Source organism: Mycobacterium deserti, from assembly GCF_025345615.1.
Classification (GTDB): Bacteria; Actinomycetota; Actinomycetes; order Mycobacteriales; family Mycobacteriaceae; genus Mycobacterium; species Mycobacterium deserti.
In genome coordinates, this window is record NZ_JAODWD010000002.1 from 707,080 (window position 1) to 721,940 (window position 14,861).

The following is a 14,861-nucleotide window of genomic DNA, read 5'->3' on the forward strand; positions in this document are numbered from 1 at the left end:
GGCGAAAAGGGCAGTTTCACGTCTGCTCGCCAGAGAACTCAGCCCAGAACCAGCGAGTCGCCGTCCGCGCTGACGTTGACCGGCACCACATCGCCGTCGTGGACATCGCCGGCCAGCAGCATCTTGGCGAGCTGATCGCCGATGGCCTGCTGGATCAGCCTGCGCAGCGGTCGGGCACCGTAGAGCGGATCGAATCCGCGCTCGGACAGCCACCTCTTGGCGGGCAGCGACACCTCGAGGCTGAGGCGCCGCTGGGCCAACCGCTTGGCCAGCTGCTCGAGCTGAATGTCGACGATCGACACGAGTTCTTCGGGGTTGAGGCCGTCGAACACGATGACGTCGTCGAGCCGGTTGATGAACTCGGGCTTGAACGCCGAGCGCACCGCGGCCATCACCATGTCTTCCGAGCCACCGGCGCCGAGGTTCGACGTCAGGATCAGGATGGTGTTGCGGAAATCGACCGTGCGGCCCTGACCATCGGTCAGCCTGCCCTCGTCGAGGACAGCCAGCAGCACGTCGAACACGTCCGGATGAGCCTTCTCGATCTCGTCGAACAGAATCACCGTGTACGGGCGCCTGCGCACCGCCTCGGTCAGCTGGCCACCCTGGTCGTACCCGACGTAGCCGGGAGGAGCACCGACCAGCCGAGCCACCGAGTGCTTCTCGCCGTACTCGCTCATGTCGATGCGGACCATGGCGCGTTCGTCGTCGAAAAGGAACTCCGCCAACGCTTTTGCCAGTTCGGTCTTACCGACACCGGTGGGGCCGAGGAACATGAACGAGCCCGTTGGCCGGTTCGGGTCTGCGACGCCTGCCCGACTGCGGCGCACCGCATCCGACACGGCCTGCACCGCCTTCTTCTGTCCCACGACGCGCTTGCCGAGCTCGTCTTCCATGCGCAGCAGTTTCGCCGTCTCGCCCTCGAGCATCCGGCCGGCAGGGATCCCGGTCCACGCCGACACCACGTCCGCGATGTCGTCGGGCCCGACCTCCTCCTTGAGCATGACGTCCTCGCGCGCTGTGTCCTGGCCGGGGGCCAAAGACCCTGCCGCATCGAGCTTCTTCTCGACCTCGGGGATGCGTCCGTACCGCAGCTCGGCGGCCTTCTCGAGATTGCCGTCGCGCTCGGCACGATCGGCCTCGCCGCGCAGCACCTCGAGCTGCTCCTTGAGCTCGCGGACGATGTCGATGGCGTTCTTCTCGTTCTGCCACCGGGTCGTCAGCTCGGCCAACTTCTCCTTGTGGTCGGCCAGTTCGGCGCGCAGCTTCTCCAGCCGGTCTTTGGAGGCGGCGTCCTCTTCCTTGGCCAGCGCCATCTCTTCGATCTCGAGACGACGAACCAACCGCTCGACCTCGTCGATCTCCACGGGCCGCGAGTCGATCTCCATCCGCAACCGGCTGGCGGCCTCGTCGACCAGGTCGATGGCCTTGTCCGGCAGGAAGCGCGCGGTGATGTAGCGGTCCGACAGCGTGGAGGCGGCGACCAGCGCCGAGTCGGTGATGCGCACGCCGTGGTGCACCTCGTAGCGCTCCTTGAGCCCACGCAGGATGCCGACGGTGTCCTCCACCGACGGCTCCCCGACGAACACCTGCTGGAATCGGCGTTCCAGCGCCGCGTCCTTCTCGATGTACTTGCGGTACTCGTCGAGCGTGGTCGCTCCGACCAGTCGCAGCTCACCGCGGGCGAGCATCGGCTTGATCATGTTGCCCGCATCCATCGACGAGTCGCCGGTGGCGCCCGCACCCACGATGGTGTGCAGCTCGTCGATGAACGTGATGATCTGCCCGGCACTGTTCTTGATGTCGTCGAGGACGGCCTTGAGGCGTTCCTCGAACTCGCCGCGGTACTTCGACCCGGCCACCATCGAGCCGAGATCCAGCGAGACGACGGTCTTGTCGCGCAGGCTCTCCGGCACGTCGCCGGCGACGATGCGCTGGGCCAGGCCCTCGACGATCGCGGTCTTGCCGACGCCTGGCTCGCCGATCAGCACCGGGTTGTTCTTCGTGCGACGACTCAGCACCTGTACGACGCGACGAATCTCGTTGTCCCGCCCGATGACCGGGTCGAGCTTGCCTTCCCGCGCACGGGCGGTCAGGTCGGTGGAGTACTTCTCCAGCGCCTGATAGCTGCCCTCAGGATCCGGGCTGGTGACGCGGGCGCTGCCGCGCACCTTGACGAACGCCTCACGCAGCGCCTGCGGCGACGCGCCATGGCCGGTGAGCACCTTGGCGACGTCGGAGTCACCGGTGGCCAGGCCGACCATCAAATGTTCGGTGGAGACGTATTCGTCATCCATCTCGGTGGCCAGGGCCTGGGCCGCGGTGATCGCGGCAAGCGACTCCCTGCTCAACTGCGGCTGCGCACTGGCGCCGCTGACGCTGGGCAGCCGGTCGAGCAGACGCTGGGTCTCGGCGCGGATTGTCGCGGGTTCGACGCCGACGGCCTCCAGCAGTGGGGCGGCAATGCCGTCGTTCTGAGTCAGCAATGCCATCAACAAATGGGCGGGCGTGATCTGCGGGTTGCCTGCAGAACTGGCCGCCTGCAGGGCCGACGTCAGCGCCGCCTGAGTTTTGGTCGTCGGGTTGAACGAGTCCACGACACCTCCGATCTACGGGTAGGAAAAATGCTTGTCGTAGTACTCAACGCCGTCAAGGTTGAGTCTGTTCCGCTCAACTCTGATGGATTTCCCGTTCCGCTGTCAACGGGCCAGAGCTTGTTCACAGCTCAGAGCCCGGGTGTGCAGATCCCGGTACGTCACCGCAAACCGGGCAGCAACCGCAGTCAGGCTCATCGCGACGGCCGCGACCGCGACCGGGTCCTGATGGGCGAATACCGACACGCCCAGGGCCGCGACGGCACACAGGATCGACGGGACCAATGAGCCCAGCCCGGTTCTCGGGGTTGTCGGAACACTGGTTGGCCGGACCCAAGCGGCAAGCGCTATCAGCAGGAATGCGGTGGGCCAGCATGCGTCGATCCAGGTGCCCTCGCGATACGAGCCGTCGGTTGTCCTGAACAGGTAGATGGTGTTCGCGATGACCCACAAGACAAAACCGGCGACGATCAGCGCCCACCGCCAATCGGTGCGCCACCCGAGTATCGCCAGCGTCCCTGTCGCCATCGCGAGCAGCAGCAGGCCACCGGCCGGATAGGCCAACCCGACGAGGACCGCGGCCGGCGCACCGCTCTGAACCGCCGCGATCGGCCCGGCAGCCAGGGCGGCGGCCACCGCCGCGGCGGTGAATCCGGCGACCAGGGCGTCGAGCCGGATAGCGGTCGGCACCCTCTGCAATCGCGCCCGTATCAACAGCACCAAGCCCGTGTAGATCAAGGGATAGAACGCCAGATACACCAGATCAGCCGCGGACGGCAGCTGGCCCTCGCGCGCCCACACGGCGTAGACGACACTGCCCATCGCCGTGGCCGACAGGCCCGCGGCAATGAAGAGCCATGCGCGGCGTTCCTCGGCCACATGCACGCCGCGAACGGCCACCAGTCCCGCCGCGAAGAACTCCAGGCCCACTTCCCACCAACTGTCCAAGAGTGGAATGCGACCAGGGCTCGTGCGAACCACCGTCGAGATCGCGAACACCAAGACCCCGGCGAGCAAGGCGCCCAGCGCAAACCGCACAGCCAGCGGCGGCCAGAGAGCGCGCTCGGCGACAGCGTCCGGACGCGGCGCGGCCGGTGTGACCACCTCCGAGGGAGCGTCTCGCCCGGGGGACGGCCTGAGGTCCCGTTCGCCTGCCGGCTGTGGCACGTATGTGCGCACACATCCGCCGCCATCGCGTTTAGCGGAGTACATGGCGAGGTCGGCGCGCCTGAGCAGGGAATCGACGCTGACGGGCGCCGCGTCCGAGCCGGTCAGTGTCATCCCGATGCTGGGCTGCACCGTGAGCGCGACACCATCGACCTCGATCGGCGAGTCGAATTCCTTGAGAATGCGATCGGCCAGCAGCTGGGAGTCGTCGATGGAGCCCTCGATCAGCACGGCGAACTCATCCCCGCCGAGACGCGCGACAGTGTCCTCACTGCGCACACAACCCCGCAGGCGATCGGCCACGCGAACCAGCAGCTCATCGCCTGCAGCGTGGCCCATCTCGTCGTTGACCGTCTTGAAGTTGTCCAGGTCGAGACACAACACCGCGAGCGAGACGCGTTCGCGCCGGTGAAGCTCCACCGCCTGCTCCAGGCGATGGTGCAACAACTCCCGGTTGGGCAACCCGGTCAGCTGGTCCCAAAACGCCAGCCGCGACACATCGGACAACAACCGCTGGTTCTCCAGCAGGACAACGGCCTGGCGTCCTAGCACGGTCACGACGAGCACCACCGCCATGAGCAGCAGCGCGGTCCCCACATCCGCGACGACTTGCCAGAACCAGGCGATGACTGCGACCGGCAATGGCAGGTACGGAAGCCACGTCCGGGCCTTGGACGGGCGTCGCACCGGCGCCGGTTCGACGGCCGACTCCTCGATGCCGCACAGCGCGGCCAGCGCCAGCAGCCAGAAGCCGACGATCCGCCCGAGGTCGAAGACGAGGGCGAGATGGTCGGCAGCGAACAGATACGGCACCGGAAGGTCCGATGCCGACGCGACAAGGACCCCAGCGGCCAGCAAACCGATATTGCGTCTCTGCGAGCGGGATTCGCCGGCCCATAACAGTGCGGTGATTGCGATGAGTGCGACGTGCGCGATGAGGTAGGTCAGCATCAACCCGACGGCCAAGGGGGAACCCCCTGCATGAAACGTCCTGTCCAACACCGTCACCCAGCCGACTACGAACAACGAAGTCGCCACGATCGCCGCATCGAGCATCAAGCGGGTTTTCGACGTCCAGCTCATTCGGGGGGTGAAATAAATAAGTGCGGTGCCCGCGCCGATCGAGAAGAGAACGAACGCGCCGTACATCACCACCGACGAAGGTGGGGACACGACCGCCCCGCGCGTCGCGTGATACGACCAGTTGAGTGCGCCGACCGCCCAGGCCAGCAGGCCCGCCGTCATCGCCAGCCACCCATGTCTGACGTGCCCCGTCGTCGTCCGAGCCGCCCACGCCGAGCAGCAGGCTGCGGCGATGACAGCGACCAGCGAAGCGATGTCGGCAACGAGACCGGTCGTCGCTTCTGCCCACCAGATTTGCCAATCGAGAAGCGCGACGACCACTACCGCAGCGACATAGCCAGCCGAAACTATCGAAATTGCAATTCTGGAGAACGCGGTTTCTCGTTCTGGAGAACTTGCCGCCCGACGCCTCATCGCTGCCCATCGTTGTCGCTGTGTGCTGGACAATGTACCTACAAGCAGTCGGGCATGCGCGCATTCGACACAAGCGCGTCAGACCGTGCGGAGCACTTGCCAGCAAAGTAGGACCGGGTCCGGTGTCCGATCTCCGACTGTGCGCCACGTGAGTTAGCTGGCTACCTGGACCTCCGTTCCGGCCAGCGAGGCGCAGCTATCCATTGAGACGGGGTCGGGGCTGCCGCGACTGCAACGAACGCAGATCTTCAGACGGCGCGTCACGCCGCTGCGACGGCAGAGATCAGCGAGGCTGATGCGATGGGATTCGGACTCGGCGCGTCGATCGCCATTGGCGGCGCCGGCATCGCCGTGGCCCTGGCGGGTGCAACGCCGGCGGCCGCGGCCACCGACGCTGACCAAGTCCGCGCCGTCCTCGAGGGCATGAACACCTCTTACAACCGCGCGGACTACGACAAGTTCTCGACACACTTGTGCTCCGAAATGCGTGAAGCTGCAGGCTTCGAAGCGGGGTGGTACGCGAGCCGAAAGTCCGACGGCCCGACGCGCATCACGGTCAACTCGGTGGTGGTCGTCGGGGACGGTGCGGTCGCCAACGTCCGGTTCGAAGCCGCCGACCACACCGAGACGCTCGACGTCGACTTCGTGCGTGAGAACGCGAGCTGGAAGGCCTGTCGCTATCACGGCGGGCAGACTGTCTAGGTGCTGACGGAACTCATCCCGCTGGCGTTGGTGATCGCACTATCACCGCTGTCGATCATCCCCGCAGTGCTGGTCCTGCAGACACCGCGGCCCCGGCCGACCGGGTTGACGTTCCTGGCCGGCTGGCTGGTCGGCCTCGCGGCGCTGACAATCGTCTTCCTCGAAATCTCGGGTCTTGCGGGCGGACGGGGCGACCATCCGCCGAGCTGGGCGTCGTGGTTGCGCATCGTCGTCGGCGTGGCGCTGCTGGTGGTCGGCGCCTATCGATGGCTGACCCGAAAGACGGCCACCCACAGCCCGAAGTGGATGAAGGGCTTGAGCAAGCTCACTCCCCTTCGCGCGGGCGCCATGGCCCTGGCCCTCACCGTCGTCAATCCCAAGGTGCTTTTCATCTGCGCCGCAGCGGGTTTGGCGATCGGCACAGCCGGACTCGACGGCGCACACGACGTGTGGTTCGCCGTGGTCTGGTTCGTAGGGGTCGCGGGCTCGTCCGTCGCACTGCCGATTCTGGCTTACGCGGTGTCCGGCGACCGCCTCGACGGGCCGCTCGAGCGATTGAGCGGGTGGATGGAGCGCCAGCATGCCGCGTTGGTCGCGGCCATTCTGATCGTGATCGGTCTTCTGGTGTTGTACAAGGGAATTCACGGCCTATAAGTCGGGCAGGTCGGGCAGGTCGGGAATTCCGAGTTCGTCGACGTCAGCGGTCAGATACCGCGTGACTGTCGGCGCGACCACGCGCACCAACTCGTCGCCGGACAGGGTGGCCAACGGCGAAATCTTCATCACGTAACGCAGCACCGCGATGCCGACGAGTTGGCTCGCGGCCAAGAGTGCCCGCAGCCGCGCCTGCTCGCCGCCGCCCAGCACCCCCGACACCGCCGTCAGCACGTAGTTCTGCATGAACCCGCGAAAAGCCTCATGTGCGTCGGAGTTCGACGTGGCCGACTGCAGCATCGCCACCATGGTCGGTCCGGACTCCGGCGACTCCCAGATGCGCATATAGGTGCGCACCATCCGGGTGCCGATGTCCGGATCGTCGCCGGGACTGCCCTGGATCGCCGAGGCGAGCGCCTGCGGATCGAGGATCACCCGCAGCGATTCACGGAACAGGTCGGCCTTGGAGCCGAACAGGTACAGCACCATCGACGGGTCGACGTGCGCGTCGCGCGCAATGGCCCGCAGCGTCGTTTTCTCGTAGCCCTCGGTGGCGAAGCGCACCTTCGCCGCGGCCAGCACGGCCTCGCGAGACACCGGTTCACCCTGGCGGCGGCCGCGACGTCTGACTGTCTTAGCAGGTGAGGGCATCGAACCACAATATCATTTCAATGGCTGTTGAAAATTATCCGCATCGCCGTTACGCTCAGCGCAGGATTAATTCAACGTCAGATGAAAAGGGCATACTCATGAGCACAACAGCCACGCCCCAGCACACCCATCACGCCTCCCCGGCGCACGAGCCACCCGCGGCGGTCCGCGCGACCGGCGTCGTCGTCCTGCTCGCAGTGGTGCTCGCAATCGTCACGCTCGCGTTCGCACTTCCCGCGGCACGCACGGCCCCGCACGACGTGCCGATCGGCGCGGCGGGACCGCAGGCGGCAAGCGGGCAGGTCGCCGCGACCATGGAGAAGCAGGCGCCCGGCGCGTTCTCGTTCACCTACTACCCCGGCGAGAATGCACTGCGCGACGCGATCCGCAATCGCGACGTCTACGGCGGAATCTCCTTCGGACCCGACGGCCGCACGCTCCTCGTGGCGACCGGCGGCAGCCCAATGATCGCCCAGATGCTCACTCAGATCGGCAACGGCATCGCCCAGCAGACCGGCGCGCACCTGCGCGTCGAGGACCTGGCGCCGCCGACGGCCGACGACCCGCGCGGCGTCGGGCTGTCCGCGTCGGCGCTGCCGGTCACGCTCGCAGGTCTCCTGCCTGCCATCGCACTGATATTCGTCCTGAAACGGGAAGTCTGGACCCGACTCGCCGCCGTCGTCGCGTTCTCCGTAGTGGCCGGGTGGACCATCGCGGCGCTGCTGCGCTACGTGCTCGGGTCCGTCGATCAGAACTTCTGGGGCGTCACCGGCGGCTTGACCCTGGGCGTGCTGGCCTCCGGCCTGGCGGTGCTGGGCCTCGGCTCGTTGTTCGGCCGGGTGGGCCTGGCGCTCGGCGGCCTGCTGGCGCTGCTGGTCGGCAACCCGCTGTCGGGCCTGACCAGCGCTCCAGAACTGCTGCCACGCGGGTGGGGCGAACTCGGGCAGTGGCTGCCGCAAGGCGCCAATGCGACGCTCCTGCGTTCGACGGCGTTCTTCGACGGGGCCGGCGCGACCACCGCGACCGTCGTGCTGACGTGCTGGGCGCTGGCGGGCGCGGCACTGGTCGTCCTCGCCGCGCTGCGGCAGCGAAGGGCACGGTTTGCCTAAACTCGGGCGGCGTGGGACTCGACGACCGTGACGCGCTGCGCATGATGCGCGACGCCGTCGACCCCGCGCTCGGCTCCGACGAACTGATCCGGAGCTTCTACACCCGCTGGTTCGCCACCGACATCTCGGCCCGCGACCTGTTCCCGCCGGACATGGATGCGCAACGCGCGGCGTTCGCCCACGCCATGACGTGGGTGTTCAACGAACTGATCGCCCAGCGGGCCGAGGAGCCGGTGGCATTCCTGGCTCAGCTGGGCCGAGACCACCGTAAGTACGGTGTGACGCAGAGCCATTACGACACCATGCAGGACGCCTTGCTGACCACCCTGCGCAGTCACCTCCGCGAGAGCTGGGACGACAAGCTGGCCGAGGCCACCCACGACGTGGTGGCCCTGGTCATCGGGGTGATGCGCGGCGCCGCTGATGCCGAGACGGGGCCGCCGTACTGCGACGGCACGGTGATCGAACACATCCGCGCCACTCGCGACGTCTCGGTCGTGCGCCTGCAACTGGACCGTCCGCTCTACTACCACCCCGGCCAGTACGTCACCGTCCACGTGCCGCAGTGGCCGCGGCGGTGGCGCTATCTGAGCCCTGCGATCCCCGCCGACCGCGGCGGTGGCATCGAGTTCCACATCCGTTCGGTCACGGGTGGGATGGTGAGCACCGCGATCGTCGGCGAGACGAAGCCCGGGGACCGGTGGCGGCTGTCCAATCCGCACGGCGCACTGCACATCGACCGCGACGGCGGGGATGTGCTGATGGTCGCGGGCAGCACCGGCCTCGCCCCGCTACGGACGCTGATCATGGATCTCACCCGATTCGGGGTGAACCCGCGGGTGCATCTGTTCTTCGGCGCCCGTTTTCCGTGTGAGCTCTACGATTTGCGCACGCTGTGGCAGGTCGCATCGCAGAACCCGTGGCTGTCGGTCACGCCGGTGTCGGAGTTCAACACCGACCCGCCGTGGGCGGGTGAGTACCCCGACGTGCAGCCACCGCGGGGCCTGCACGTCCGGCAGACCGGGCGGCTCGCCGACGTGGTGACGCGCTACGGCAACTGGGGCGACCGGCAGATCCTGATCTGTGGCGGACCAGAGATGGTCGAGACCACAAAGGCCGCTCTGATCGCCAAAGGCGCACCGGCCGAACGCATTCAGCACGACCCCCTCACGACCTGAGTGCGCCGTATGACTCCGCTTGCCCGCGGCGACTTCGTCTGACGCACCGTGATCGTGTACGCGTGGGCGCGCACGTGGCAGTATCGCAGCCATGGTCGATCTCGAGAGGGTCACACTGCGTGACCCGTCGTCGCCGTTGACCGCGACCTACGTCCCCACCGCGGGCATGATCGGCACGTCGCTGTCTGACGACGGTGTGGAACTGCTCGGTCAGCGCCGCGGCCTGGAGGCTTACGTCTCGAGCGGCAAGTCGATGGGCATACCGCTGTTGTACCCGTGGGCTAATCGATTGAGCAGCAACGGTTATGGTGTCGACGGCGCGGTGGTTACCCTGACACCGGGAACCGGCGGCGTGCGAACCGAGGAGCACGGTCTGCCGATTCACGGCACCTTGGCCGGCTATCCCGACTGGACGGTGACGACCCGGCACGAGTCGCGGTTGACCGCTGAACTCGACTTCGGGGCGCGGCCCGGTCTGCTGGCCACGTTCCCGTTTCCGCACCTACTGACGGTGGATGTCACACTGGCCGATCGCACGCTGACGGTGCGCACGTCCGTCACCGCCACCACCGGTGCGCACGTGCCGTTGTGCTTCGGCTTTCACCCCTACCTTCAACTGCCCGAAGCGCCGCGACCCGAGTGGTTGATCGAGATGCCGGCCATGCGCTCGCTGTCGGTCAATGACTCCGGTATACCCACCGGCGAAACCCAACAGCGTGACGCGAGCGCAGAGTTGTTGGGCGACAGAGCGTTAGACGACGGATACGACAACGTCGCTCCCGGTGCCACATTCACGGTGTCAGGAGGCGGCCGCCGCATCGAGGTGCACTTCGACGAGGGGTATCCCGCCGCGCAGGTGTTCGCACCGCACAGCGACGACGTGGTGTGCTTCGAGCCAATGGCCGCCCCCACCGACACGCTGCGCCGCGGCGGTTATCGGACGGTGGCACCCGGCGAGTCCGCGGTCGCGCAGTTCCGGATCGTGGTCTGAGAACGCTTACTACTCGGACTGACGCCGTCGCCGAGCGGCGCCGGGTTGCCAGACAACGACGGCCGTGCTCTTGGGCACCACCGCGATGTCTCGACGCTGCCGCGCCCGCAATTCCTCGATCTCTTGCGCCATCTCGGAGAGCCTGGCCTGTAATGCCTCGACCTGGTTGGTCAGCTCGATGATGCGCTTGATGCCGGCCAGGTTGACGCCTTCGTCTTGCGACAGCCGCTGCACCTCACGCAGCAGGTCGACGTCGTGCTGCGAATAGCGCCGCCCGCCACCGGAAGTACGCTGCGGGCGGACCAGGCCGAGCCGGTCGTAGGTGCGCAGTGTCTGCGCGTGCATGCCGGCCAGCTCGGCGGCCACCGAGATCAGAAAGGTGCGGGCGTCATCGCTGGACCGCTTCGAAGCCATTACGCACCAGCCCATCCGGCCCTCGGGTCGAACCCGCTGGCCCGTTCGGCCTTCGCGTAGGTTTCCAGCGCTTCGGCCGCTTCGCCTTCGAGGCTGGGCGGCACCGCCACCTTGACCGTGACGAGCAGGTCGCCATGGCCACCCGAACGCTTCGGCACACCGCGTCCACGCACCCGTAGGATCCGGCCGTCGGAGGTGCCCTTCGGCACCCGCACACCGACTTTGCCCTCCAGCGTCGGCACCGAAAGCGTTGTGCCCAGCGCTAATTCGTGGAAGCTGACGGGAACGGTCACGGTGAGGTCGTCGCCGTCGCGGCCAAAGACTCTGTCCGGCCGCACATGCACGGTGACGTACAGATCGCCCGACGGTGCACCGCGCAACCCGGCTTCACCCTGGCCGGCCAGCCTGATGCGTTGGCCGTTCTCCACGCCAGGGGGGATTCGCACGTTGATGGTGCGCGTCCTGGTGGTGACGCCGGTGCCTTTGCACTCGTCGCACGGGTGCTCGATGATCGAGCCGCTGCCCCGGCATTCGGTGCACGGCTCGGAGAAGCCGAAGGCACCCTGGTTGCGGCTGACCACGCCCGAGCCGTTGCAGTTCGGACACACCTTTGGGCTGGTGCCCGGACGTGCGCCGCTGCCATGGCAATTCGTGCACGGCGCCGGGCTGGTGAGCCGCAGCGGCATCGCCACACCCTTGGTGGCCTCCAGGAACGACAGCTCGGTCTCGGTTTCCAGGTCGTTACCCCGGCGGGGCCGAGTGGGCCGGGGCTGCTGAGCGCCGCGTCCGAACAGACCACCGAAGAGGTCACCGATGTTCGCGCCGCCGGTCTGCCCGGCGGCGTCGAACAGGTCGTTCAGGTTGAACTCGGCGCCGTCCCCTCCGAACCCGCCGAAGCCGCCACCCCCGCCGGCGAACCGGCCACGGCCGAAACCGCCGTTGGCGAACAGCCGACGGGTCTCGTCGTACTCCTTGCGCTTGGCCGGGTCCGACAGGACGCTGTGCGCCTCGGAGACCGTCTTGAACCGCTCGGACGCAGCCGGATCCGGATTGGTGTCCGGGTGCAGGTCACGGGCCAGTTTCCGGTAGGCCTTCTTGATGTCCTGCTCGCTGGCGTCAGAGGAGACGCCGAGCTCCTTGTAGAAGTCTTTCTCGACCCATTCACGCTGGGCCATACCGGGTCACCTCCTTACCTGGTGCCGACGTTTACTGAGATTCTGCGTCCTCGGCGGCCTGCACGTCGTTGTTATCGGCTGCGGGGGCGTCGGGCACGGTGTCGACCACGCCGACCATGGCGTGGCGCACCACCTGCTCGCCGACCTTGTATCCGCGCCGCATCACCGTTCCGACGATGGGATGGGTGCCCTCGCCCTCGTGCTGAACGGCTTCGTGCAGCGCCGGGTCGAAGTCGTCGCCCTCCTCGCCGAACGGCGAAAGCCCCAGTCCCTCAAGCGCGGTCGCCAGCTTGTCGGCCACCGACTTGAGCGGACCGGTCTCCAGGTCACCGTGACTGCGTGCCCGGTCCAGATCGTCGAGCACGGGCAACAGCTGGGTGACCACGGCGGCCTTGGCGCGCTCGCCGACGAGCTGCTGGTCGCGCAGCGCCCGCTTGCGGTAGTTGTCGTACTCCGCCTTGACGCGTTGAAGTGTGGTCTTGAGCTCGGCGACTTCGTCGGACTCCGCATCGGCCCGATTCGCGGCTGTGCCCGCGGGCGGGGCTTCCGGCCCCGGCCCACTGGGGGCCGGGGCGGTCGCCTGCTCACGCAATTCGCCGGTTTCGGGATCGATACGCCGTTTGTCGGTGACGGTCACCGGCTCGTGCGGATCGCTTTGGCTCACTTGTTCTCCCGGTCATCGTCGACAACCTCGGCGTCCACGACGTCGTCCTGAGACGACCCGGCGGGGCCGCCGTCAGTTCCGCCGGCCGGACCCTGCTCGGCCTGGGTGGCCTCGTAGATGGCCTGGCCGAGCGCTTGCGACTCGACACCGAGCTTTTCCATCGCCGACTTGATCGCGGCGATGTCGGTGCCCTCGAGCGCCTGCTTCGCATCGGCGATCGCGGCGTCGACCTTGGACAGCGTGTCCTCGGGGACCTTCGATCCGCCCTCGGCGTCGCGCTGGTCCTTGACGAACTTCTCCGTCTGGTAGACCAGCGACTCGGCCTGGTTGCGGACGTCGGCTTCCTCGCGCCGCTTGCGGTCCTCCTCGGCGTGCGCCTCGGCGTCCTTGACCATCCGGTCGATCTCCTCCTTGGACAGGCCGGAGCCCTCCTGGATGCGGATCGTGTTTTCCTTACCGGTGCCTTTGTCCTTGGCGGTCACGTGCACGATGCCGTTGGCGTCGATGTCGAAGGTGACCTCGATCTGCGGCACACCGCGCGGAGCCGGCGGGATGCCGGTCAGCTCGAAGCTGCCGAGCAGCTTGTTGTGCGCCGCGATCTCGCGCTCACCCTGATAGACCTGGATCTGCACCGACGGCTGGTTGTCGTCGGCCGTGGTGAAGGTCTCCGACCGCTTGGTCGGAATCGTGGTGTTGCGCTCGATCAGCTTGGTCATCACGCCACCCTTGGTCTCGATGCCGAGGGACAGCGGCGTGACATCAAGCAGCAGAACGTCTTTCACCTCGCCTCGGAGCACGCCTGCCTGCAACGCGGCACCGACCGCGACGACCTCGTCGGGGTTGACGCCCTTGTTGGGCTCCTTGCCGCCGGTGAGTTCCTTGACCAGGTCGCTCACCGCGGGCATCCGCGTGGAACCGCCGACCAGGACCACGTGGTCGATGTCAGCGACCGAGATACCGGTGTCGGCGATCACGGACTGGAACGGCTTGCGCGTGCGATCCAGCAGATCCTGTGTGATGCGCTGGAATTCGGCCCGCGTGAGCTGCTCGTCGAGGAACAGCGGGTTCTTGTCCGCGTCGACGGTGATGTAGGGCAGGTTGATCGAGGTGCTCTGGCTCGAGCTCAGCTCGATCTTGGCCTTCTCGGCGGCCTCACGCAGCCGCTGCATCGCCATCTTGTCCTTGGTCAGGTCGATGCCGCTGGTGCCCTTGAACTTGTCGACGAGCCACTCGACGATGCGGTCGTCCCAGTCGTCGCCACCGAGGTGGTTGTCACCCGAGGTGGCGCGCACCTCGACGACGCCTTCGCCGATCTCGAGCAGCGAGACGTCGAACGTGCCGCCACCGAGGTCGAAGACCAGGATCGTCTGTTCCTTCTCACCCTTGTCCAGCCCGTAGGCCAGCGCGGCCGCGGTCGGCTCGTTGACGATGCGCAGCACGTTGAGGCCGGCGATCTGGCCGGCGTCCTTGGTGGCTTGGCGCTGGGCGTCGTTGAAGTAGGCGGGCACGGTGATGACCGCGTCGGTGATGTCCTCACCGAGGTAGGCCTCCGCGTCGCGCTTGAGCTTCATCAGGGTCCGCGCGCTGATCTCCTGCGCGGTGTACTGCTTACCGTCGATCTCCACCGACCAGTCGGTCCCGATTTCACGCTTGACCGACCGGATGGTGCGGTCGACGTTGGTCACCGCCTGGTTCTTGGCGGGCTGGCCGACCAGCACCTCACCGTTGCGCGCGAACGCGACGACCGACGGCGTGGTGCGCGAGCCCTCGGAGTTGGCGACGACGACGGGGTCGCCACCCTCCAGCACCGCAACCACGGAGTTGGTGGTCCCGAGGTCGATTCCGACCGCACGAGCCATGGTTTTCCTCCTGCAATAGTCCTTCTGGGGGCCTGAGTGCACCGCACTCAAGACTGCTCTGACAGAGCTTACCCTGTCAACTCAGACTTGAGTCGAATGCACTCAACTGTCGATGGGGTCAACGGGGAGTCGGTGCGGTTTGTTCCCGACCCGCCGCCGACTTCTGCACCAGGGCTGTTGCTACGGCGAAAGCACGACCCTGGTGC

Annotated in this window: 12 protein-coding genes; 5 read left to right on the plus strand and 7 right to left on the minus strand. The window is 67.0% G+C overall.

Translation table 11 applies throughout. The features are described 5' to 3' along the window. Positions 1–38: 38 nt before the first annotated feature. Together clpB and N4S67_RS09750 are read right to left on the minus strand one after the other, a co-directional pair. Positions 39–2,597, minus strand: a complete 2,559-nt coding sequence (gene clpB, locus N4S67_RS09745) for an ATP-dependent chaperone ClpB (protein WP_260992740.1) — start codon at positions 2,595–2,597, stop codon at positions 39–41. Between the two features lie 102 nt (positions 2,598–2,699). Further along, positions 2,700–5,165 (minus strand): GGDEF domain-containing protein, encoded by a 2,466-nt coding sequence (locus tag N4S67_RS09750; protein WP_260992741.1) that lies wholly within the window; start codon positions 5,163–5,165, stop codon positions 2,700–2,702. Between the two features lie 393 nt (positions 5,166–5,558). Here N4S67_RS09750 and N4S67_RS09755 point away from each other — a divergent pair, with 393 nt between their 5' ends. Then, complete coding sequence (locus N4S67_RS09755) at positions 5,559–5,960, plus strand: Rv0361 family membrane protein (protein WP_260992742.1); 402 nt, start codon at positions 5,559–5,561, stop codon at positions 5,958–5,960. Continuing rightward, positions 5,961–6,614 (plus strand): GAP family protein, encoded by a 654-nt coding sequence (locus tag N4S67_RS09760; protein WP_260992743.1) that lies wholly within the window; start codon positions 5,961–5,963, stop codon positions 6,612–6,614. On the opposite strand, the gene N4S67_RS09765 is transcribed toward N4S67_RS09760, so the two are convergent. Then, a complete protein-coding gene (locus N4S67_RS09765) occupies positions 6,609–7,265 on the minus strand; it encodes a TetR/AcrR family transcriptional regulator (protein WP_260992744.1) in 657 nt (218 codons plus the stop codon). The genes N4S67_RS09760 and N4S67_RS09765 overlap by 6 nt on opposite strands. Before the next feature lie 98 nt (positions 7,266–7,363). Here N4S67_RS09765 and N4S67_RS09770 point away from each other — a divergent pair, with 98 nt between their 5' ends. From N4S67_RS09770 to N4S67_RS09780, 3 genes are all read left to right on the plus strand, one after another. After that, positions 7,364–8,374, plus strand: coding sequence for an ABC transporter permease (locus N4S67_RS09770; protein WP_260992745.1), 1,011 nt, complete (start codon positions 7,364–7,366; stop codon positions 8,372–8,374). Between the two features lie 11 nt (positions 8,375–8,385). After that, entirely contained in the window at positions 8,386–9,552 is a 1,167-nt protein-coding gene (locus N4S67_RS09775; protein ID WP_260992746.1) for an FAD-binding oxidoreductase, read from the plus strand. 91 nt (positions 9,553–9,643) lie between these two features. Further along, positions 9,644–10,543: an aldose 1-epimerase gene (locus N4S67_RS09780; protein WP_260992747.1), complete on the plus strand. Its 900-nt coding sequence runs from the start codon at positions 9,644–9,646 to the stop codon at positions 10,541–10,543. A 9-nt stretch (positions 10,544–10,552) separates the two neighbouring features. On the opposite strand, the gene N4S67_RS09785 is transcribed toward N4S67_RS09780, so the two are convergent. The 4 genes from N4S67_RS09785 to dnaK are packed head-to-tail and all read right to left on the minus strand — an operon-like array spanning position 10,553 to position 14,655. Beyond that, positions 10,553–10,957 carry a heat shock protein transcriptional repressor HspR gene (locus tag N4S67_RS09785; protein WP_260992748.1) on the minus strand — a complete coding sequence of 135 codons (405 nt, stop codon included), beginning with the start codon at positions 10,955–10,957 and terminating at the stop codon, positions 10,553–10,555. Continuing rightward, complete coding sequence (gene dnaJ / locus N4S67_RS09790; protein WP_260992749.1) at positions 10,957–12,132, minus strand: molecular chaperone DnaJ; 1,176 nt, start codon at positions 12,130–12,132, stop codon at positions 10,957–10,959. The genes N4S67_RS09785 and dnaJ overlap by 1 nt, the downstream gene beginning before the upstream one ends. 31 nt (positions 12,133–12,163) lie before the next feature. Then, a complete protein-coding gene (gene grpE / locus N4S67_RS09795; protein WP_260992750.1) occupies positions 12,164–12,796 on the minus strand; it encodes a nucleotide exchange factor GrpE in 633 nt (210 codons plus the stop codon). Next, positions 12,793–14,655, minus strand: coding sequence for a molecular chaperone DnaK (gene dnaK, locus N4S67_RS09800; protein ID WP_260992751.1), 1,863 nt, complete (start codon positions 14,653–14,655; stop codon positions 12,793–12,795). Before dnaK ends, grpE begins: the two co-directional genes overlap by 4 nt. Positions 14,656–14,861: the final 206 nt, after the last annotated feature.